Here is a 20,557-nt window from a genome sequence, read left to right on the forward strand (position 1 = left end):
CGAGACGTCTGCCCCGCGCATCAAAAGCGTTCCTCCAGCGGGAAGACGGCCGTCCCAGCATTATAAGACACAGCCGGCAGAATTTGCGCGCATGGAGTCACTCGACGACGTGAACGAGGTCGTCCACGAACCCGGTGAGGCGTTCGCCGACGCCACGAACGTCCGCGCGTTCATGCGGGAGCACGGGATCGACAGCGAAGCCGAACTCCGCGAGCGCTCCGCGAACGACCTCGACTGGTTCTGGGGCGAACTCCCCGACTACCTCGGCCTCGACTTCTACGACGACCCGGACAGTGTGCGCGACGAGTCCGACGGCCCCCAGTTCACGGACTGGTACCCCGGCGGGTCGCTGAACATCGCGCACAACACCGTCGACCGACACGCCCGCCGCGACTCCGGCACCCGGAATCACGTCGCGACGATCTGGGAGGGCGAGGACGGCGAGGTCCGCGAGCAGACGTATCACGACATCTATCGAGAGTCGAACCAGGTCGCGAACGCGCTCGAAGAACGCGGCATCGGCCGGGGCGACACGGTCGGCCTCTACATGCCGATGGTGCCCGAAGTCGTCTCAATCCTCTACGGAGTCTTCAAGGTCGGCGCGATCGCCGTCCCTATCTTCAGCGGGTTCGGCGTCGACGCGACCGCCACCCGCATCGCCGACGCCGAATGTAGCGTGCTGTTCACCGGAGACGGCTTCTACCGCCGCGGGAGCGCAGTCCGCCTCAAGGGCGGCGCGGACGACGCCATCGCGCAGGCCGGGCACGTCGAACACACCATCGTCTTCGACCGCCTGGGGGGCGAGACGGACGCCGTTCCGTGGGACGACGACCGGGACGAGTGGTGGGCGGACGCCGTCACGACTCAGTCCGGCGAGTACGACACCACCGAGATGGCGTCCGCGGACGAGTCGATGCTCCTCTACTCGTCCGGCACGACAGGGAAACCGAAGGGGATCGTCCACACGCACGCCGGCGGCCTCGTTCAGCCCGCAAAGGAGATACACTTCAACTTCGACCACAAGCCCAGCGACCGCTTCTTCTGGGTGAGCGACATCGGCTGGATGATGGGGCCGTGGACGCTCATCGGGAACCACGCGCTCGGCGGCACCGTCGTGATGTACGAGGGCGCGCCCGACCACCCCGAACCCGACCGGTTCTGGGACCTCATCGACACCCACGACGTGACGACGTTCGGCGTCAGCCCCACCGCGATTCGCGCGCTCCGCAAGCACGGCGACGAGTGGCTTGACGGCCACGACCTCTCCAGCATCCGAATTCTCGGCTCCACCGGCGAACCCTGGGATCCCGAGTCCTGGCGGTGGTTCCACGAGCACGTCGGGGGCGGCGACGCGCCCATCATCAACATCTCCGGCGGCACCGAAATCTTCGGGTGCTTCCTCTCGCCGCTCCCAACCGAACCCCTCAAGCCCTGCACGCTCGGCGGCCCCGGCCTCGGGATGGACGTGGACATCGTGAACAGCCGGGGCGACTCGATCGCGGACACCGGCGAACGCGGGTTCCTCGTCGCGCGCTCCTCCTGTCCGTCGATGACGAAGAGTCTCTGGAGCGGCGACGACCGCTACCTCGACGAGTACTGGAGTAGCTTCGAGGACATGTGGGATCACGGCGACTGGGCGCAGAAGGACGGCGACGGGTTCTGGTTCCTCCACGGTCGCGCGGACGACGCGCTCAACGTCGCCGGCCGGAAAGTGGGGCCCGCCGAAGTCGAGGGCGCGCTCATCGACCACGACGCCGTCACCCAGGCCGCCGCCGTCGGCGTCCCCGACGACACGACCGGCGAAGCCGTCGTCGCGTACGTCATTCTCGCCGACGGCTACGAGCCGTCCGACGCGCTGCGCGAGGAGCTGCGCGGACAGGTCGGCGAGGAACTCGGAAAGCCGTTCAAGCCCCGGGAAATCCTGTTCGTCGACGAGTTCCCGAAGACGCAGTCGGGGAAGATCATTCGGCGCGCCATCGAGGGCGCGTACACCGGCGAGGACATCGGCGACCTCTCCAGCATCGAGAACCCGGACGCGCTCGCGAAACTGAAGGAAGCCCGCTAGAGAACGGCCGCGAGAGTCTCCGGGTAGACGGTCAGGTCGTCGAGCGAACCGAGTTCGACCCACTCGACGGGGAACGTCTCGCCGTGTTCGGGTTCCTCCGCCTCGAACTCGTCGCGCTCGTACGGCCACTCCTCGACCGTGGTTCCCGCGTACAGACGCCATATCTCGTGTCCGCGCCGCCCGTCAAATCCGAACGTGCGTTCGAGCGTGCCGAGACGGCGCTCAACGGTGAACTCGACGCCGAGTTCCTCCGCGAACTCGCGAACGACGGCGTCGCGACTGTGCTCGCCGAACTCGAATCCCCCGCCGACTGGACGATAGAACGTCTCCCCGTCCGACGGGTCTCGGTGGCGGGCGAGGAGGGTTTCGTCGCCTCTTCGGAGGACGCCGAGTGCGACCGGTCGGATGTCCCGCCAGGTTTTCTCGGACATGGACACGAACCGACCCGTACGGTTCCTATACGCGTTCGGGACTCAGTGTCGGATCGACCGTCTGCTGTTCGGGCGCGTCCTCGGTGGTCACGGCGACCGTTCCCGTGGTGTCGCTATCCGGGAGGAGAATCGTTGCCCCGGCGACTAGGGGCGCGAGGACGCCCGCGACGACCGTCCCGGGATACGCGAGTGGCGCGCGCACCGCGACAACGTCGTCGCTGTCGTAGTCGAGGCGGCGCGCCGCGTCGAGGAGGACGGCGTGCGTGTAGCGGTCGTCGCCGGCGAGCGCGACCGCGTCGCCGCTGAACGACACCGGGGGAAACGCGGGGTTCTCGCTCCACACGTCGCGCTCGAAGTGCGCGCGACTCGGGTTGCCGGGTCGCTCGCCGTACCCGACGTACTGGCCGCCCGCGGGGAGCGACACGTCGTCGAGCGCCTCCGTCGGCCCGACGTACGCGCGGGCGTCGAGGTCGCCGGTCGCACCGAACCGGACGCGCGCGCCGAGCAGGGCCGCGCCGAGGAGCGCGAGCACGGCTTCCGGTGCGCGGTCGTCCGCAACGGCGACCGTCGCGCCCTCGTGGACGCCGCAGTGCCGGAGGAAGTTCCCCGTCTTGAACGCCGTCTGACGGAGTTCGCGGCGGTTGTACTCCCGGGGCGGCGCGCGGAGTGCAGCGGACTCGGGGAGGTCGTTCACGAGGTCGTACAGCGTCTCCATACGGGCGTTCGTGCGAGAGTCGAGTTCATCCTACCGATTTAAGGCACATAATGACACAAGCCAGCACGTACCAATGGCGAATATTGTGAGGAGAGCGGCCGAGTGGAGCAGCAGCCTCGTCGAACGATACCTCCCAGACGCGTTCCTGTTCGCGATCGGACTCACGTTCGTAGCGTTCGCGCTCGCGTTCGCGTTCGTCTCCCCCGCGAACGGGTACCCGACCCACGCGAAGAACATCCTCATGGACGGCTGGTACGGTGGATTCTGGGGGCTGTTGACGTTCGCGATGCAGATGACGCTCATCCTCCTCACCGGATACGCGCTCGCACAAGCGGACGTGGTCGACCGCCTGCTCGCGTGGCTCGCCGGACTCCCGTCATCCGAGAAGGGAGCCGCCGCGTTCGTCCCCGTCGTCGCCGCGGTCGCGTCCTTCATCCACTGGGGGCTCGGCCTCGTCGTCGGCGCAATATTCGCTCAGAAGGTCGCCGACGAGATCCGCACCATCGACTTCCCGATCATCGTCGCCGGCGCGTACGCCGGATTCCTCGTCTGGCACGGCGGCCTCGCCGGCTCCATCCCGCTCAATATCAACTCGACGGCCGAGGCCGGGAACTTCCTCCTCCAGCGCGGCATCCTCGAGTCGACCATCCCCACCGGAGAGACGATATTCACCGTGGCGAACCTCGTCATCTTCGCCGTCATCGCGTTCCTCTTCCTCCCCGCCGTCTTCGCGATCATGTACCCCGAAGACGACGCGAAGAAGACGACGATCGACCCGGAGAAACTCGACGACGCCGGCGAACCCGGTCGTCCGGCGGACCCCGCACCGACCACCGGAAGCATGACGTTCGCCGAGCGCATCGAGCACTCGCGGCTCATCGCGTACACCATCGGACTCGCCGGCCTCGTCGCCGTCGCGCTCTACTTCGCCATCCCACTCGTCGAGAACGGCGTCATGCCGTGGAACAACCTCAACCTCAACATCGTCAACTTCACGTTCCTCTTCCTCGGTATCACACTCCACGGCACACCCGGCGCGTACGTCGACGCCGTGAAGGACGGCGTCGAGAACGTCTGGGGAATCATCCTCCAGTTCCCGTTCTACGCGGGCATCATGGGAATCATGGGATACGCCCCCCAGGAAGGAACGAGCCTCGCTACCCAGATCGCCCAGCAGATGGTCGCGCTCTCCCCGGACGGCGCGCTTCCTGCGGTTGCGTTCCTCACGGCTGGCGTCGTCAACGTCTTCGTCCCGTCCGGAGGGGGCGAATGGGCGGTCATCGGTGAAACCCTGGTCACCGCCGCGCAGGCCAGCGGCGAGAGCGTCCCCCGCATCGCGATGGCGGCCGCCTGGGGCGACGCGTGGACGAACATGCTCCAGCCGTTCTGGGCGATCCCGCTGCTCGCCATCTCCGGACTCAGCGTCCGCGACATCATGGGGTACTGCGTCGTCGTCCTCGTCGGCAGCGGCGCCATCATCGCCGTCGGCATCACCATCCTCCCCATGTGAGGACACCGACTCGCCGGACAGCGTCGCGGCCTCCCTCCGTCCCTGGAGTCGTGCGCGGACGGACGGTGGACGTCGTGGAGTCCGCGAACCCACTTGCACGTCTCCGACGCTCCCCCCGGATTCCGACGTGAACGCTCGCTGTCGTTTGCTCGCGCGAACAGGAGGGCACGCAAGCGGTTCGCCGCCGGCGAACCCGAGCGGGAAAAACGCTAGAAGGAGTTCTTGAGTTTCTCGAAGAAGCCCTGCTCGACGTCGATCTCTTCGCCGCCGGCTTCGGCGAAGGCTTCGAGGGCGTCGCGTTGCTCCTCGTTGAGGCTGTCGGGGGTGACGACCTGGACGGTGACGTAGAGGTCGCCGTGGCCGCGGCCGCGGAGGTGGGGCATTCCCTTGCCCTGGAGGCGGAAGCGTTCGCCGCTCTGCGTGCCGCCCGGCAGATCGAACTCGGCGCTCCCGGTGACGGTCGGAACCTCGATGGTGTCGCCGAAGGTCGCCTGCGGGAAGCTGATGGCGTGGCGGTGGTGGAGGTCGTCGCCGTCGCGTTCGAAGTCGGGGTGGTCGTCGACGTCGACTTCGATGAGGAGGTCGCCGTTCGGCGCGCGTCGGTCGCCGGGCGCGCCCTCGCCGTCCATGCGGAGGGTCTGGCCGCTCCGGATGCCCGCGGGGACGTTCACGGTGAGCGTGGCGTCGCGTTCGACCTCGCCCTGACCGCCGCACGTGTCGCAGTTCTCGCTGTAGAGTTCGCCGTCGCCGCCACATCGGGGACACGTCTGGGTCTGCTGGACGCGTCCGAGCGGCGTCTGCTGGGTGCGCGTCGTCTGGCCCTGGCCGTTACACTCCGGGCACGTCCGCACGTCCGCGTCGTCGGGATGACCGGAGCCACCGCAGTCGGGACACCGCTCGGGCCGGCGGACAGTGACCTGTTTCTCGACGCCCTCGTAGGCGTCTTCGAGGTCGATGCTGAGTCTGGTGCGGAGGTCTTGCCCGGGCTGGGGGCCGCCGCGACCGCCGCGGCCCTGGCCGCCCATCCCGCCGAAGAACTGCTCGAAGATGTCGTTCATTCCGCCAGCACCGCCCTGACCGCCGAACGGCCCGCCAGCACCGCCCTGACCGCCGGCGCCGCCGTCCTGGTCGAACCCGCCGCGCTTCTCCGCCTGCGTGAACCGCTCGTGGCCGAGCTGGTCGTACGCCTGGCGCTTCTCGTCGTCCGTCAGCACTTCCTTCGCCTGCTGGAGTTTCTTGAACTGCTCCTCGGCGTCGGGTTCGTCGCTCACGTCGGGGTGGTACTTCTTCACCTGCTCTCGGTACGCCTGCTTTATCTCGGACTCGTCGGCGTCCCGACTCACCCCGAGCACGTCGTAGTAGCTCTCAGTCATCGATGCTGACGAGTGACCGGATAGTTAGTTGTCCTCGTCCTGCGCGTCAGTTTCGTCACTAGAGCCTGCACTCTGGCCCGCGGACGAGTCGCTCTGCGTCTCGTCAACGTCCTCGAAGTCGGCGTCGACGAACTCCTCGCCGTCACCGCCTTCCGCGCCCATGCCGCCGGGGCCGGCCTGACCGCCCATGCCGCCCATGCCGCCCATGCCGCCGGGGCCAGCGCCGCCGGCCGCACCGGCCTGCGCCTGCTGTTGCTGGTAGGCCTGTTTGCCGATCTCCTGGAGCGTCTCGGTCAAGTCCTCCGTCGCGGACTGGAGGGCTTCCGTGGACGCGTCCTCGTCGTCGAGCACGTCCTCGACATCGGCGATGGCGGCTTCGACGTCCTCGCGAGTGTCGTCGTCCACCATCTCCTCGTTCTCGTCGAGGAGCTTGTTCGCGCGCTGCACCGCGGACTCGGCCTCGTTGCGCGCCTCGATGTGCTCGCGGCGCTCCTCGTCCTCTTCCTCGTGCTTCTCCGCTTCCTCCTGCATGCGCTCGATCTCTTCGTCGCTGAGACCCGCGCCGCCCTCGATGGTGATGTCTTCCTTGTTGCCCGAGCCCTGGTCTTCGGCCTCGACGTTCACGATACCGTCGGCGTCGATGTTGAACGTCACTTCGATCTGGGGCGTGCCGGCGGGCGCGGGCGGGATGCCGGACAGCTGGAACGCGCCGAGGAGTTCGTTCTCCTCGGCGATTTCGCGCTCGCCCTGGAAGACACGGATCTGGACCGAGGTCTGGTTGTCGGCCGCGGTGGTGAACACCTTGGAGGCCTCCGTCGGGATGGTGGTGTTCTTCTCGATGAGGCGCTCGAACAGGCCGCCCTTCACTTCGATACCGAGACTGAGCGGCGTGACGTCGAGGAGGACGATGTCGTCGACTTCCCCGGAGAGCACGCCGCCCTGCACGGCCGCGCCGAGCGCGACGGCCTCGTCGGGGTTGACGTTCTTCTTCGGCTCCTGGCCGGCGAGTTCCTCGACCTGCTCCTGGACCTGCGGCATCCGCGTGGACCCACCGACGAGGACGACCTCGTCGATGTCGTCCTTGGAGAGGTCCGCGTCCGCGAGCGCCTGCTCCGTCGGGCCGACCGTGCGCTCGATGAGATCCGCCGTCAGGGACTCGAACTTCGCGCGCGTCAAGTCCTTCTCGAGGTGGACGGGGCCGGAGTCCGTCGCGGTGATGAACGGGAGGTTGATCGTGGTTTCCTTCCGGCTGGAGAGTTCGATTTTCGCCTCTTCGGCCGCGTCCTTCAGGCGCTGGAGGCTCTGGCGGTCGTCGCGGAGGTCGATGCCGTGTTCGTCCTCGAACTCGTCCGCGAGCCACTCGATGATGGCCTCGTCCCAGTCGTCGCCGCCGAGGTCGTTGTCGCCGTTCGTCGCGAGGACTTCGTGGTAGCCCTCCGCCATTTCGAGGACCGAGACGTCGAACGTGCCGCCGCCGAGGTCGTAGACGAGAATCGTCTTCTCGTCGCCCTCGTTGAACCCGTACGCCATCGAGGCGGCGGTGGGTTCGTTGATGATGCGCTCGACCTCGAAGCCCGCGATCTCCCCGGCGTCCTTCGTCGCCTGCCGCTGGCGGTCGTTGAAGTACGCGGGGACGGTGATGACGGCCTTCTCGACGTCGTCGCCGAGGTAGTCCTCGGCGTCGCGCTTGATCTTCTGGAGGATCATCGCCGACACCTGTTCGGGTGTGTACTCCTCGCCGTCGAGTTCGACCGTGTAGTCGTCCTCGCCCATGTGGCGCTTGATGGACGCGACGGTCTGGTCGGGGTTCTGGACGGCCTGGTTCTTCGCCGGTTTGCCGATGAGGCGTTCGCCGTCGTCGAACGCGACGACGGAAGGCGTGGTGCGGTCGCCCTCCGAGTTCACGATGATTTCGGGGTCGCCTCCCTCCATCACGGCGAACGCGCTGTTCGTGGTACCGAGGTCGATACCGAGAATTTTCTCGCTTGCCATCTTGGTACCGAATAAGCCGCGCGTTTCGTTTAAACCTTGCTAGTGTGAACGCCTACCACGACCGCCGTACTCCTCGAAAACAAGCGTTTCGAGGCGTCCCACCTCCCGACGGCACTACCTTTATGTCGAAGCGGTAGGCTACTCGTCCGCGACGGTGACCTGCGCCGCCCGCAACACCTTTCCGCCCATCTCGTAGCCGGGCCGGTAGAGGTCGACGACCGTTCCCGCCGACTGATCGCTCTCGACCCGCATCATCACCTCGTGGCGGTTCGCGTCCACGTCCGTCCCGGGGTCGGGTGCGATCTCCTCGACCCCCTCGTTCTCCAGCACGCGGTCGAACTCGGAGAGCGTCATCTCCACGCCCTCCCGGAGCGAATCCGCGTCGTCCGTGTCCTCCTCCAGCGCCCGCGCGAGGTTATCCCGCACGTCAAGCAGGTCGGAGACGAGGCTCTCGGTCGCGCGCTCCTCGATCTGCGCCTGCTTCTTCTTCGCGCGCTTCTTGTAGTTCTGGAAGTCCGCCTGCACGCGCTGCGCGCGCTCCTCTAACTCCTCGACCTCCCCTTCGAGCTCCTCGACCTCCGCGCGGAGTTCCTCGTTCTCCGCAGCGAGCGCGTCCACCTCGGCGGCGAGCGCGTCGTCGTACTCGGCCACGCGCTCCGCGAGCGGCTGCTCGGGCGCACCCGCTGCGTCGGGAGTCTGCTCGTCGGCACCGATGGCTTCCTCGTCACTCATACTCCATGTCTGAACCGCGCTCGCGTATAAGGATTTCAGAACGCCACGAGAAAGGCCCATTAGCCGGCGCGTCCGAATACGGATATGAGCGACACGGACCCCGAGTTCACCGCGGCGGGCGTCGGTATCGGCGTCGGCGTCGGCCTCTCCATCGGCGTCGCGCTCGGCGTCGCCCTCGACAACCTCGCACTCTGGATGGGCGTCGGCGTCGCGATGGGGATCTCGTTCTCCCTCGCGTTCTCGCAGGCGCTCGCAGACGAATCGAACGGAGAAGACGACGCGAACGGGGAGGCCGGACGGGCGCAGTGATTCGCCTCTCGTTCGAGGACGGCACGGTGCGCGTGGAGGGCGCGAGCGAGCGCGACCTGCCGGGCGTGGAGTCGGACGCGCGCACGGACACGGGCCGCGCGCCGGCGTACCGGTACGCCGCGATTCGGGCGGCGTTGGGGGACGCGGGGGTCGCGTACGAGGACGACGTGCTTCGGGACTCGGCGCTCGGCGTGGCGTCGTCGTACGAACTCCGCGACTACCAGCGCGAAGCCAGCTCGGCATGGCGGGACAACGACCGCCGCGGCGTCATCGAACTCCCAACGGGGTCGGGGAAGACCGTCATCGGCGTGCACGCGATCGAGTCCGTCGGGCGGAGCGCGTTGGTCGTCGTTCCCACGGTCGACCTGCTCGTGCAGTGGCGCGAGGAACTCGAAGCCGAGTTCGACGTTCCGGTGGGACAGCTCGGGGGCGGCGAGCAGGTCGTCGAAGACCTCACCGTCGCGACGTACGACTCGGCGTACCTGCGGGCTGACGGCCTCGGCGACCGCTTCGGCCTGCTCGTCCTGGACGAAGTCCACCACCTCGGCGGCGAAGGCTACCGCGACATCGGCCGGCTGTTCGCCGCGCCCGCCCGCCTCGGCCTCACCGCGACGTTCGAGCGACCGGACGGCGAACACGCGGTCATCGAGGACCTCGTCGGCCCCGTCGTCTACCGGCTCTCGGCGGACGACCTCGCGGGCACGCACCTCGCGGACTACGACGTCAAGCGCCGCTCCGTCCCGCTGACCGACGACGAGCGCGAGCGCTACGAGGACGCGCAGGGAACCTTCACGGACTACCTGGAGTCGTCGAACATCCAGTTCCGGTCGGGCAGCGACTACCAGGAGCTCGTAAAGCGCTCCGGGAGCGACCCCGCGGCCCGCGAGGCCCTGCTGGCGAAACAGCGCGCCCGCGAAATCGTTCAGGAGTCGGAGAACAAGGTTCGGGAGTTGGCGTCGATTCTCGACCGCCACCGCGGGGACAGAGTGATCGTGTTCACGGCCTCGACCGACCTCGTCTACCGGCTGAGCGAGCGCTACCTGATCCCCGCCATCACGCACGAGACGGGCGCGTCGGAGCGACGGCGCGTGCTCGACGCGTTCCGCCGCGGCGACTACTCGCGGGTGGTGACGGCGAACGTCCTGGACGAGGGCGTGGATGTACCAGCGGCGAATGTCGGTGTGCTTTTGGCCGGCAGCGGCTCGGAGCGGGAGTTTACACAGCGGCTGGGACGCCTTCTCAGACCGACCGACGATGGCGGTCGAGCGGTTCTCTACGAACTCGTCTCGGAGGACACGGCAGAAGAGCGGGTGGCGGCGCGGCGGCGCTAATCGTCGTCATCGGCGCGGCGGACGCTCGCGCTCGCGCTGAACGACTCGACCTCGCTGTACTGGGCGTCGTAGGGCACGGTGACGGTGCGGGTGGCGTGCGGGGCGAGCGTCACCCGCTGGAGTTCGACTGACTTCTCGCCGTTCAGGGTCGCGGTGACGTAGACGATGCCGGACTGAGCGGCGTCTCCGGTGTTCGTCACGGTGACCTCGACGGCGAGGCGGCCGTCGTCGAGTTCGATGATGGTGGTGCCGTGCGTGGAGAGCGTGAAGTCCGCGGGCCCGCCGGACGAACAGCCGGCGAGTCCGCCCGCGACGGCGACGGCCGCGCCGCGCCGGAGGAACGCGCGTCGATGCATACGAGTGGGTTCCGTCGTCCGCGGAAAATACTTTCTGTCAGGCTTTTACCCGCGCCGGACGTACGTGAACGCGTGCTGACGAAAGACCTGCTGCGGGTGTCCCGGCGGGGCGGCGGCTACCGGCCCCGGTTCGCGGACGCGGACAGCGAGCCGCTCGCCGCGCGCGTGCTCGGCACCTATCAGGGCCACGTCGGCGAATCCCGGCAGGCGCTCGACGACGCGCTCACCGGCCTCGAACGCGAGAGCGAGGACTTCAAGCTCGTCCGGGGGTTCGCGGCGCTCGTCGAGCGGGACGCGACGTTCGAGACGCGGGCGGCTGTGGATCCGGAGCGTGCGCGGCGCGCCGCGTTCCGCGCCGCCGAGGACGCAGGTGTGGTCACCGAGCACGAGCGAGAGACGGCGATCGCGCAGGCCGCGAACCGCCTCGACACCGACCCCGCCGCGCTCGACCGGTCGCTGTACGCCGACCGAGACGCCAGGCAGGTGCTCGCGGCGGTGGACGCGCGCTGGACGCCGACCGAACTCGTCGCGCAGTACAACCTCTCGCTCGCGCAGACGGCGCTGTTCGACGCGACGGAGGTGCGAGTGCGGACGAGCGACCCGCGTGGACTCGTCTCCGCCGTGAAGCGACTCGGGCTGCTGTACGAAATCGTGAAAACCGACGACGGTCGGGAAGTCGTTCTCACGGGGCCGGACGCGCTGTTCCGCGCGACCCGCCGGTACGGCACGCGGTTCGCCAGGGTGCTGCGGGCCGTCGTGGACGCCGACGACTGGCAGCTCAAAGCGACCATCGACGACCGCGGCACCGAGCGCGAGATGGCGCTGTCGAGCGACGACCCCGTTCGCGCGCCCGGCGTCGAACCCGTGACGGACGTGTCGTACGACAGCGGCGTCGAGCGCGAGTTCGCGGCGGCGTTCGAGGGCCTCGACCTCGACTGGACGCTCGTCCGCGAACCCGACGTGCTCGACGCCGGCGACCGCGTGATGGTTCCCGACTTCGCGTTCGAGTACGACCACGCGGACTTCGAGGTGCTGTTCGAGATTATGGGGTTCTGGACGCCCGAGTACGTGGAGAAGAAGCTTCAGCAGTTGGACGCGGTGGACGAGGAGTTGCTCGTCGCGGTGGACGAGTCGCTGGGCGCGGGCGAGGACGTCGAACTCCGAGACCACCGCGCGATTCCCTACGCGGGGTCGGTGCGCGTGAAGGACGTGGTGCGAGAGTTGCGCGCGTACGAGTCCGACCTCGTGGACGCGGCGGCCGCGTCGCTTCCAGACGAGCTCCGGCCGGACGCGGACGTGCTCACCATCGCGGCGCTCGCCGACGAACACGGCGTGAGCGAGGACGCGGTGGAGCGCGTCGACGTCCCCGAGCACCGCCGGGTGGGCCGAACGCTCGTCAGACCCCGCGTGCTCGACGATCTCGCCGACGAACTGACCGAGGGAATGGCGTTCAGCGACGCCGAGGACGTGCTCGACAGGTACGGGCTGTCGGACGCGAGCGCGGTGCTCGCGGAGCTCGGCTACCGGGTCGCGTGGGAGGGGCTCGGCAACGGGACACTCCGCGAGCGCTAGAACTCGCGCCGCCGTCCCTTCGGCACCATCGACTGAAGCGAGCCGTACGTGAACAGGCCGACGCCGATGGGTTCGATGTCGCCCGCGATGTCGTGTGCGGCGACGAGGTAGCCCCAGTCGCCGTCCCAGTCGAGGTCTTGGTCGTCGCCCGCGAGGAACCGCTCCGCCTGCTCGCGAGTCAGTTCCACGACGTTCCGCGTGGCGTCCCGGCAGAACCGCTGGACGCCCGCCGTCGTCGGCTTCCAGTGCTCCTGGCGCGTCCGGAGGACGTTCAATCCGAGCGCCTCCACGGGCACCGGCGGACTCGGGTCGGCGGGGAGCGCCCACACGCGCCCGGCGCCCTTCTCCCAGAACGTGTATCCCTCGAAAACAGAGTCGTCGAGGCCGAACCTGTCCGTCCACCACTCCACCACGGCCTCCCGGCTGGGGCGGCCCTCGACCTCGCGGTCGGCGGCCGTCTCCGGGAGCCGGTCGAACTGCGTGCTGTCGTTTCCTCTCATAGCGTGAGTTTCGCCGCGAAGAACCCGCCCGTGTCGTTCTGATGCGGGTAGAAGCGCTTCGCGTTCGCCAGCGACTCGTCGTACGATTCTCCGTCCCACTCGGTGAGGCCGTCGTCGTGGTCGAGCGCGATGTCGTACGGCTCCACGGAGAGGGCGTCGAACTCGCGGAGAACCTCGTCAACGACGGCCTCGTTCTCCTCGGGCGCGAACGTGCACGTCGAGTAGACGACGGTGCCGCCGTCGCGCGTGAGTTCGACGGCGCGCCGCAGGATGTCCGCCTGTAACCGGGCGAGATTCCGGCTCGCACTCGGGCTCGCTTCGTCCAGCGCGTCGAGGTTCTTCCGAATCGTCCCCTCGCACGTGCAGGGCGCGTCCACGAGCGCGCGGTCGAACTCGTCTACGTCGACCACGCTCGGATCGAAGCGGCGGGCGTCCGCGTTCGTCACCGCCGCGCACGTCACGCCGAGTCGGTCTGCGTTCCCGCGGAGCGCGGATAGCCGCCCGAGGTTGTCGTCGTTCGCCACCAACAACCCGGTGTCGTCCATCAGGTCGGCGAGCTGCGTCGTCTTGCTTCCAGGGGCCGCGCAGGTGTCCCAGACCGACTCGCCCGGCTGCGGATCGAGGACGCGCGCCGGAATCGCGGACACCTCCTCCTGTCCGTGCACCCAGCCGTGGACGTACGGCCACGTGTTCCCCGGTTTCTCCGTCTCGACTTCGAGCACGCGGTCGCTCCACTCGCGGCGCGTCACCGCCACGCCCGCCGCCTCGAACGCCTCGACCGCGCGCTCCACAGTTCCCGTAATTCCGCTCACGCGAACCACCGTCGGAAGCGGGCGCTCGCACGCGTCGAGAAACGCCTCGAAGTCGCCGATAATCGACTCGTACCGCCGCAGAGCCTCCATTACTAGCGGAGTGGGCGAGCGCGCGCTAATGCGTTTCGCCTCCGCCCCACGAATTATGTGTCCGCCCCCCGTCTCACTCGGTATGGCCCGAGTTCGCGAGAAGACGGACGTATCCCTCGACGACCCGATGCTCGTGGAAGGACTGCCCGGCGTCGGGTTGGTCGGGAAAATCGCGACCGACCTGCTCGTCGACCAGTTCGACATGGAGTACGTCGCCAGCATCGACGCCGACGGCATCCCCCGCGTCGCCATCTACGACGAAGGCAACCGCGGTATCGAACCACCCGTCCGGATCTACGCCGACGAGGAACGAGACCTCCTCGCCCTCCAGAGCGACGTCCCCGTTTCCCGCACCGCCGCGGTCGACTTCGCCGACAGCGTCACCAACTGGCTCACCGACGTGGACGCCACGCCCATCTACCTCAGCGGCCTCCCCGTCGAAGACCAGACCGCCAACGCAATCCCCGATATCTACGGCGTCGCCACCGGTAACGCCGCCACCCTCCTCGACGAGAACGACATCGCCACTCCGCCCGAACGCGGCGTCGTCGGCGGCCCCACCGGCGCACTCCTCAACCGCGCCGGCGAAACCCACCTCGACGCCGTCGGGCTCGTCGTAGAGAGCGATCCCCAGTTCCCCGATCCTGCTGCCGCCGACCAACTCCTCACCAACGGCATCGAACCCATCACGGGCGTCGACGCCGACACCGACGAACTCGTCGACCGCGCCGAGGAAATCCGCGAGCAGAAGGAGAAACTCGCCCAGCGCATGCAGCAAGCCTCCGAAGAGGAATCCAGTCAAGCCCAGCCGATGCGGATGTTCCAATGACCCGTGTTCCCGCTCGAGTTAGCGCTCCGCGCTAACCGCTCGCGGGAAAACCCGTCACGGGGAAAGCGGTCGCCCCCGTGACCGAGAATCCCGCGCTTCGCGCGAGAACAGCTGTGGCCGGCGAACGTTTATCAGTGAGGACGCGGCCAGTCCCGGCCATGAGTTGACGGGTGAGCGTCGTGTCGGAGCGCGAAACCGGCGGAGACGCCGGCACGATAGTGAGGCGGTCTCTGCCTGTAAGCCCTTATTCGCCGATGAGCGAGCGAATTCGGTCTTCGTACTCGCGGAACGCCGCCGTCGTCCTGTCTCGAGGTCGTTCGAGGTCGACAGGAACGACCTCTTTCAGCCGTCCCGGGCCGGGCTGAAGGACGACGACCCGATCCGCAAGCGTCACTGCTTCTTCGACGTCGTGCGTCACGAAGAGTACGGTTTTCGCCGTCTCGCGCCAGATAGTGAGGAGTTCGGCGTGGAGGTTCGCCCGCGTCTGCGCGTCGACGCTCGCGAACGGCTCGTCCATCAAGAGGACGTCCGGATCGACGGCGAGCGCGCGAGCGATGCCGACGCGCTGTTTCATCCCCCCCGAGAGTTCCTTGGGGTACTGGTCGGCGGCGTCACGCAGACCGACGAGATCGAGCATTTTGTCGACGCGCGTCTCGCGTTCGGTCGCGGAGAGAGCCTGCTGTTCGAGCCCGAACTCGACGTTCCCGCGCGCGGTTCGCCACGGGAAGAGCCCGTACTCCTGAAACACCATCCCTCGGTCGGTGCTCGGCCCGCGCACGCGGGATCCGTCCAGGCGAACCTCACCGTCGGTCGCAGTCTCCAAGCCCGCGATGATGCGGAAGAGCGTTGTCTTCCCACAGCCCGACGGGCCGACGATACAGACGAACTCACCGTCCTCAACCTCGAACGACACGTCGTCGAGCGCCTGTACGGCCTGTCGGCCGTCAAACCGCTTCGAAACGCTGTCGACCGCTACTTTTGGGGTCACGTCTGCCACGCGAGCACCTCCCGTTCGACGGCGCGGAACGCCGCGTCGCTCGCGAGGAACACGATGCTGATGACGAGCATGTAGGCGACGCTGACGTCGAGTGCGAGGTTCTGTGCGGCGATGAGTATCTCCTCACCGACGCCGGGCGGGCCGACGAGTTCCGCGGCGACGACGATCATCCAGCACTGTCCGATGCTCGTGCGGAGGCCAGTGAATATACCCGGGCTCGCCGCGGGAAGCACGACCTTGCGAAGCATCGTCGGATGGTCGTGAACGCCGAGGCTTGCAGCGGCTTCGAGAACTGCTGAATCGACGCTTTCGACGCCGCTCAGGGCGTTGTAGAACGTGATCCAGAACGCGCCGATAGAGACGATGAACGTCGCTCCTGTGTGACCGATACCGAACCACACGATCGCGAACGCGACCCATGCGAGCGGAGGAATCGGGCGCAACACACGGATCACGGGCGTGAGCGCGTCGTCAACCGCGGCGAACCAGCCGACGAGCACGCCGAGCGTCACGCCGAGCGTGGAGCCGATGAGGAGTCCGGGGAGGTAGTGCTGGAGGCTCTGCAAGAGGTGTGTCAGTATCGCCGGCAGTGCGAGAGGCGCCTCGACGACCGGGGTCGTGTACGTCGCGGTAGCGCTGAGTTGTCCCGCGAACGCTGCCGCGACTTCGAGGGGAGCGGGGAGAAGGTAGACCGGGAACTGGAGCGCGGCGACCGTCCACAGGACGAGGAACGCGGTGGTTCCGATAGCGCCACGCAAGACGCGCTGGCGGATCGTCGACGGACTGCGGTCGATTCCGGGGCTGCGTCCGCCCCTCGTCGTGTCAGCGCTCATTCGCTGACGCCGTCGTAGAGGCTGTAATCGAATAGCTGGTCTATCGTGAGTTTCTGGCGTATCTTTCCGAGGCGGTGCGCGTACGCGGCGAACGTCCGGGCCCCGGATTCGATCTTGTGGGGATTCGAGATGAAGTCGGACGCTTTCGACGCCATCGCCCGTCGCGCGATGTTCTCGGGGAGGACGTCAGGCCCGATGACGGAACTGGCGTGCGCCGCGGCGGCGTCCGGGTTGACTGCGGTGAACTCGGTCGCTCTGATGTGCTGTTCGATGAAGGATTTCGCGAGACTCGTCCGGTTCGTCCGGAGGTCGTCGTGCATCATCGCCACGGCGGCGGGCTGACCGGGCATGAAGTCACCCGCCCACGCGATGCTGGCGTAGCCCATGTCCCGGGCATTCGCGAGCGTGGGGACTGGTTCCATGATTGAGGTTCCGTCGATCTGACCGGCCGCGAGCGCCTGCCGGACAGGCCCTGCGCCGCCGAGCGATCGAATGTTGACGTCGCGTTCGGGGTCGAGACCGAGTTCCTCTTTGAGCCAGTACCGCAGGAGGATGTCGGGAACGGAGCCGGGAGGGAACGTCCCGAACGTGAACTTCTCGCCCGTTTCTTCCGCCCAGGCAGCGAACGCGTCCGCGCCCTGCTGCTCGTACATCGCCGCAAACTCGTCGCGGGCGAGTATCTTCATCGCGTTCTGGATGTTCGCCGCGGTGACCTTCGCGAACCCCGTCTTGTCGGCGACGATCATCGCGGGAACGATGCCGAAGAGCGCGACGTCGTAGTCACCGGTCGCGTACGCCTGTACGATGCTCGGTCCGTCGGAGAACTCCGTCGCGTCGACCTCGGCGTCGAGCGACTCGTAGTAGCCCTCGCGCTCCATCACGAAGTGCTGCATATCCGGATAGATCGGCATGTAGGCGACGCTCAGGGACTGGTCGCTGCTGCCACCGGTGCACCCGGCGAGTGCGGTGAGACCGACTGCACCGAGCGCGCCACCGGCGGCCTCTAGGTACTGCCGTCGCGTCGAACGGGAGTGCTGCATCGTACCGTCAGTTCGCGCCCCGTGGGTTTTCATCCGGGTATAACGGTGATGCACGCCACCGTGCGTGACGGCGAGCCGCGCGTTGTTCGATTCTTACGGCGGGTTAACGACCGGGTAGCGGCGTTTCGAGACGAATAGGCTCGTCGTAGGTAGGGGCAAGTATACGGGGGAGCGGAACGCCGGTTCGGTCGGTTCGCGCGAAACCCCCGCCTATTTATCGGCGCAGGTGTCCCCCAGTATCATATGACGGAGTTCTCCGAGCGCGTGGAGTCGATATCCATCAGCGGCATCCGGGAAGTGTTCGAGGCTGCGAGCGAGAGCGCTATCAACCTCGGCATCGGCCAGCCGGACTTCCCGACGCCCCAGCACGCACGGGACGCCGCCGTGGACGCGATTCAGTCCGGGAAGACGGACGGCTACACGTCGAACTACGGGATTCCCGAACTCCGGGATGCGATTCGGGAGAAGCACGCCCGGGACAACGACGTGGTCGTGCCCGAGCGGGGCGTCGTCGCTACTGCGGGCGGGAGCGAAGCGCTCCACCTCGCGCTGGAAGCTCACGTCGATGCGGGCGAGGAGGTTCTCTTTCCCGACCCCGGGTTCGTGGCGTACGACGCGCTCACGAAGCTCGCGGGCGGCGACCCCGTCCCGCTCCCGCTCCGCGACGACCTGACGCTCGACCCCGCGACGGTCGAAGAACACATCACGGACGACACGGCGGCGTTCGTCGTGAACAGCCCCGGTAATCCCACGGGAGCCGTGTCGCCCCCCGAGGACATGCGGGAGTTCGCGCGCATCGCGGACGAACACGACGTGCTCTGTATCAGCGACGAAGTGTACGAACACATCGTCTTCGACGGCGAGCACCGCAGCCCCCTCGAATTCGCGGAGTCCGACAACGTCGTCGTGGTGAACGCGTGCTCGAAGACGTACTCCATGACTGGCTGGCGTCTCGGCTGGGTTGTCGGGAGCGAGCGCCGCGTCGACCGCATGGTGCGCGTCCACCAGTACGTGCAGGCGTGTGCGAGCGCGCCGGCCCAGTACGCCGCCGAAGCCGCGCTCTCCGGCCCACAAGACCCCGTCGACGAGATGGTCGATGCGTTCGAGGAGCGGCGGAACGTCCTGCTCGACGGCCTCGAGGACATGGGACTGGACGTGCCGACGCCGTCCGGCGCGTTCTACGCGTTCCCGAGGGTTCCGGAGGGCTGGGTGGACGCCGTGATGGACGAGGGCGTCGTCGCCGTGCCCGGCGGGGCGTTCGGGGAGCGCGGTCAGGGATACGCCCGGCTCTCGTACGCGAACGGCGTCGAGAACATCAAGGAGGCCGTCGAGCGGATGCGCCGCGCGACGGAACGGGTACGGTAACTATACGGCTCTAGTCCGTCCCCCCGATATGCAGGTAGCGCGACACGCGAGTGGGGTTCGCGGCGCTGTGGCGGCGCTCGCCTCACAGATCCACCCGGTCTTCATGCTCCCGCCGGTCGCCGTGTCGGTGTTCGGCGGCGTGCTCGCAGCCGACTTCTCACTGCTTCGCGCGACCGTGTTCGCCTCGGCGGTGTTCTGCAGCGTGTACACCGCGCACGTCACGGACGGCTACGTGGATTTCTACGTCCGCGGGGAGGACGAGACGCATCCGCTCACGCCGAGCGGGTGCGCTCTCGGGTTCGCGCTCGGAACGCTCGGAGTCCTCGCGGCCGCGGTCGCGCTCGCCACGCTCGTCGGCCCAGCGGCCGCCGTGTTCGCAGTTCCGGGGTGGCTGCTCGCGGTGGCGCACGCGACCGTCCTCGACACGAACCCGATCGGAGCGACCGCCGGCTACCCGCTCGGCGTCGCAATCGCACTCCTCGGGGGGGCCTACGTGCAGTCCCGGGCCGTGATCGGGGTGGCGGTCGCGTTCGCGGGCGTGTTCCTCGTCGTGCTCGCCGGCGTGAAGGTCGTGGACGACGCGCAGGATTACGCGTACGACCGACGTATCGACAAACGCACGGTCGCCGTCGCGCTCGGTCGGCGGCGCGCCCGATGGGTCGCGTACGGGTTGATTGCTGGCGGCTTGGCCGGTGTCTTCGGGTTCGCCGCGCTCGCGGTGTTCCCGCCGAGCGCGGTCGGCGCGGTCGGCGTCTTCGCCGCCGTCGCGGGCGTCGCGTCCCGGGCGGACGACGAGGTGGCGACGATGCTCCTCATCAGGGGGTCGTACGTCTTCCTCGCGGCGCTCCTGCTCGCCGTGTGGCTGCGGCCGTTCGCGTAGCGGTCGGTACGCATTACTCCGTCCGGGCGCACAGCCTGCGTATGGAAGTCGCGTTACTCACGGTCGGGGACGAACTCCTCGCTGGCGAGACGGAGAACACGAACGCGTCCTGGCTCTCACGCCGCCTCACGGAACGCGGCGCGACCGTCGCGCGCGTGCTGGTCGTGCCGGACGACCACGACACCATCGCGGCGTACACGCGGGAGTGGCGCGAGCGGTTCGACGCGGTCCTCGTCACCGGCGGTCTCGGCGGGACGCCGGACGACGTGACGATGGACGCGGTCGCGGACGCCGTCGACCGGGATGTCGTGGTGAGCGACGAGGCGAAGGAACAGGTGGTCGAGACGGCCGAACAGTTCGCGGACGAGAACCCCGAGTTAGTGGACGCGTACGACCTCGACCTGGATTTCGACGCGTGGTCGAGCGTGCCCGAGGGCGCGCGCGTCGTCCCGAACGACGCCGGCCTCGCCCCCGGCGCAGTCGTCGATTCGGTGTACGTCCTCCCGGGCGTTCCGAGCGAGATGCAGGCCGTCTTCGAACGGATGGCGGACGACTTCGGCGGCGATGTCGTCTCCGAAACCGTCTACACGCCCGCCCCCGAGGGCGCGCTCACGAGCCGACTCGAAGACCTGCGGGACGCGTTCGACGTGACCGTCGGCAGCTACCCCGCGACCGACGAACCGAACCGCGTCAAGGTCACCGGCACGGATAGCGGAGAAGTCGAACGCGCCGCCCAGTGGGTGCGGGAGAACGTCGAAACCACCGACGAGTAGCGACTACGTCGCGGCACTGACGATCTTGATCACGTCGCCTTCGCAAGCCCTC

The 20,557-nt window shown here is 67.9% G+C and carries 20 protein-coding genes; 9 read left to right on the forward strand and 11 right to left on the reverse strand.

The window, feature by feature from the left end:
* The first annotated feature begins 91 nt into the window (after positions 1–91).
* The gene (locus FQU85_RS11280) at positions 92–2,065 is read left to right on the forward strand and encodes an AMP-binding protein (protein WP_145847944.1); all 1,974 of its coding nucleotides are present in this window, start codon (positions 92–94) and stop codon (positions 2,063–2,065) included.
* On the opposite strand, the gene FQU85_RS11285 is transcribed toward FQU85_RS11280, so the two are convergent.
* Both FQU85_RS11285 and FQU85_RS11290 read right to left on the reverse strand, forming a co-directional pair.
* Positions 2,062–2,496 (reverse strand): NUDIX hydrolase, encoded by a 435-nt coding sequence (locus tag FQU85_RS11285; protein WP_145847946.1) that lies wholly within the window; start codon positions 2,494–2,496, stop codon positions 2,062–2,064. The two genes, FQU85_RS11280 and FQU85_RS11285, sit on opposite strands and share 4 nt — an antisense overlap.
* A gap of 25 nt (positions 2,497–2,521) precedes the next feature.
* Positions 2,522–3,211: an AMP-binding protein gene (locus FQU85_RS11290; RefSeq protein ID WP_145847948.1), complete on the reverse strand. Its 690-nt coding sequence runs from the start codon at positions 3,209–3,211 to the stop codon at positions 2,522–2,524.
* A 73-nt stretch (positions 3,212–3,284) separates the two neighbouring features.
* Here FQU85_RS11290 and FQU85_RS11295 point away from each other — a divergent pair, with 73 nt between their 5' ends.
* Positions 3,285–4,721, forward strand: coding sequence for a short-chain fatty acid transporter (locus tag FQU85_RS11295; protein WP_145847951.1), 1,437 nt, complete (start codon positions 3,285–3,287; stop codon positions 4,719–4,721).
* Positions 4,722–4,930: 209 nt separating this feature from the next.
* Here FQU85_RS11295 and dnaJ read toward each other — a convergent pair whose 3' ends face one another.
* The 3 genes from dnaJ to FQU85_RS11310 all read right to left on the reverse strand — a co-directional run bounded on the left by dnaJ (position 4,931) and on the right by FQU85_RS11310 (position 8,878).
* The gene (gene dnaJ / locus FQU85_RS11300; RefSeq protein WP_145847953.1) at positions 4,931–6,094 is read right to left on the reverse strand and encodes a molecular chaperone DnaJ; all 1,164 of its coding nucleotides are present in this window, start codon (positions 6,092–6,094) and stop codon (positions 4,931–4,933) included.
* Between the two features lie 24 nt (positions 6,095–6,118).
* On the reverse strand, positions 6,119–8,086 hold the full coding sequence (gene dnaK, locus FQU85_RS11305; protein ID WP_145847954.1) for a molecular chaperone DnaK: 1,968 nt from the start codon (positions 8,084–8,086) through the stop codon (positions 6,119–6,121).
* 138 nt (positions 8,087–8,224) lie between these two features.
* Complete coding sequence (locus tag FQU85_RS11310) at positions 8,225–8,878, reverse strand: nucleotide exchange factor GrpE (protein WP_168219986.1); 654 nt, start codon at positions 8,876–8,878, stop codon at positions 8,225–8,227.
* A gap of 24 nt (positions 8,879–8,902) precedes the next feature.
* On the opposite strand from FQU85_RS11310, the gene FQU85_RS11315 reads away from it, so the two are divergent.
* Together FQU85_RS11315 and FQU85_RS11320 are read left to right on the forward strand one after the other, a co-directional pair.
* Entirely contained in the window at positions 8,903–9,127 is a 225-nt protein-coding gene (locus tag FQU85_RS11315; protein WP_145847958.1) for a hypothetical protein, read from the forward strand.
* Complete coding sequence (locus FQU85_RS11320; RefSeq protein ID WP_145847960.1) at positions 9,124–10,458, forward strand: DEAD/DEAH box helicase family protein; 1,335 nt, start codon at positions 9,124–9,126, stop codon at positions 10,456–10,458. Before FQU85_RS11315 ends, FQU85_RS11320 begins: the two co-directional genes overlap by 4 nt.
* On the opposite strand, the gene FQU85_RS11325 is transcribed toward FQU85_RS11320, so the two are convergent.
* Positions 10,455–10,814: a hypothetical protein gene (locus tag FQU85_RS11325; RefSeq protein WP_145847962.1), complete on the reverse strand. Its 360-nt coding sequence runs from the start codon at positions 10,812–10,814 to the stop codon at positions 10,455–10,457. The genes FQU85_RS11320 and FQU85_RS11325 overlap by 4 nt on opposite strands.
* 72 nt (positions 10,815–10,886) lie before the next feature.
* Between FQU85_RS11325 and FQU85_RS11330 the strand changes: the two genes are divergently transcribed.
* Positions 10,887–12,386: a DUF790 family protein gene (locus tag FQU85_RS11330; protein WP_145847964.1), complete on the forward strand. Its 1,500-nt coding sequence runs from the start codon at positions 10,887–10,889 to the stop codon at positions 12,384–12,386.
* Here the strand turns inward: FQU85_RS11330 and FQU85_RS11335 are convergent.
* On the reverse strand, positions 12,383–12,886 hold the full coding sequence (locus FQU85_RS11335; RefSeq protein ID WP_145847966.1) for a hypothetical protein: 504 nt from the start codon (positions 12,884–12,886) through the stop codon (positions 12,383–12,385). The genes FQU85_RS11330 and FQU85_RS11335 overlap by 4 nt on opposite strands.
* Positions 12,883–13,788, reverse strand: coding sequence for an RsmB/NOP family class I SAM-dependent RNA methyltransferase (locus tag FQU85_RS11340; RefSeq protein WP_145847968.1), 906 nt, complete (start codon positions 13,786–13,788; stop codon positions 12,883–12,885). Before FQU85_RS11340 ends, FQU85_RS11335 begins: the two co-directional genes overlap by 4 nt.
* An 82-nt stretch (positions 13,789–13,870) precedes the next feature.
* Here FQU85_RS11340 and FQU85_RS11345 point away from each other — a divergent pair, with 82 nt between their 5' ends.
* Positions 13,871–14,617, forward strand: a complete 747-nt coding sequence (locus tag FQU85_RS11345; RefSeq protein WP_145847970.1) for a proteasome assembly chaperone family protein — start codon at positions 13,871–13,873, stop codon at positions 14,615–14,617.
* A gap of 244 nt (positions 14,618–14,861) precedes the next feature.
* Here the strand turns inward: FQU85_RS11345 and FQU85_RS11350 are convergent, their stop codons facing one another.
* The 3 genes from FQU85_RS11350 to FQU85_RS11360 are packed head-to-tail and all read right to left on the reverse strand — an operon-like array spanning position 14,862 to position 17,487.
* The gene (locus FQU85_RS11350; protein ID WP_145847972.1) at positions 14,862–15,614 is read right to left on the reverse strand and encodes an ABC transporter ATP-binding protein; all 753 of its coding nucleotides are present in this window, start codon (positions 15,612–15,614) and stop codon (positions 14,862–14,864) included.
* Positions 15,602–16,447: an ABC transporter permease gene (locus FQU85_RS11355; RefSeq protein ID WP_145847974.1), complete on the reverse strand. Its 846-nt coding sequence runs from the start codon at positions 16,445–16,447 to the stop codon at positions 15,602–15,604. Before FQU85_RS11355 ends, FQU85_RS11350 begins: the two co-directional genes overlap by 13 nt.
* Entirely contained in the window at positions 16,444–17,487 is a 1,044-nt protein-coding gene (locus FQU85_RS11360; RefSeq protein WP_145847976.1) for an ABC transporter substrate-binding protein, read from the reverse strand. Before FQU85_RS11360 ends, FQU85_RS11355 begins: the two co-directional genes overlap by 4 nt.
* Positions 17,488–17,730: 243 nt before the next feature.
* Between FQU85_RS11360 and FQU85_RS11365 the strand changes: the two genes are divergently transcribed.
* The 3 genes from FQU85_RS11365 to FQU85_RS11375 are packed head-to-tail and all read left to right on the forward strand — an operon-like array spanning position 17,731 to position 20,505.
* Complete coding sequence (locus tag FQU85_RS11365; protein ID WP_145847978.1) at positions 17,731–18,852, forward strand: pyridoxal phosphate-dependent aminotransferase; 1,122 nt, start codon at positions 17,731–17,733, stop codon at positions 18,850–18,852.
* 28 nt (positions 18,853–18,880) lie between these two features.
* Positions 18,881–19,732, forward strand: coding sequence for a UbiA family prenyltransferase (locus FQU85_RS11370; protein ID WP_145847979.1), 852 nt, complete (start codon positions 18,881–18,883; stop codon positions 19,730–19,732).
* Positions 19,733–19,773: 41 nt separating this feature from the next.
* Positions 19,774–20,505 carry a molybdopterin-binding protein gene (locus FQU85_RS11375; protein WP_145847981.1) on the forward strand — a complete coding sequence of 244 codons (732 nt, stop codon included), beginning with the start codon at positions 19,774–19,776 and terminating at the stop codon, positions 20,503–20,505.
* Positions 20,506–20,557: the final 52 nt, after the last annotated feature.

This window comes from Salarchaeum sp. JOR-1 (assembly GCF_007833275.1).
Taxonomy (GTDB): Archaea; Halobacteriota; Halobacteria; order Halobacteriales; family Halobacteriaceae; genus Salarchaeum.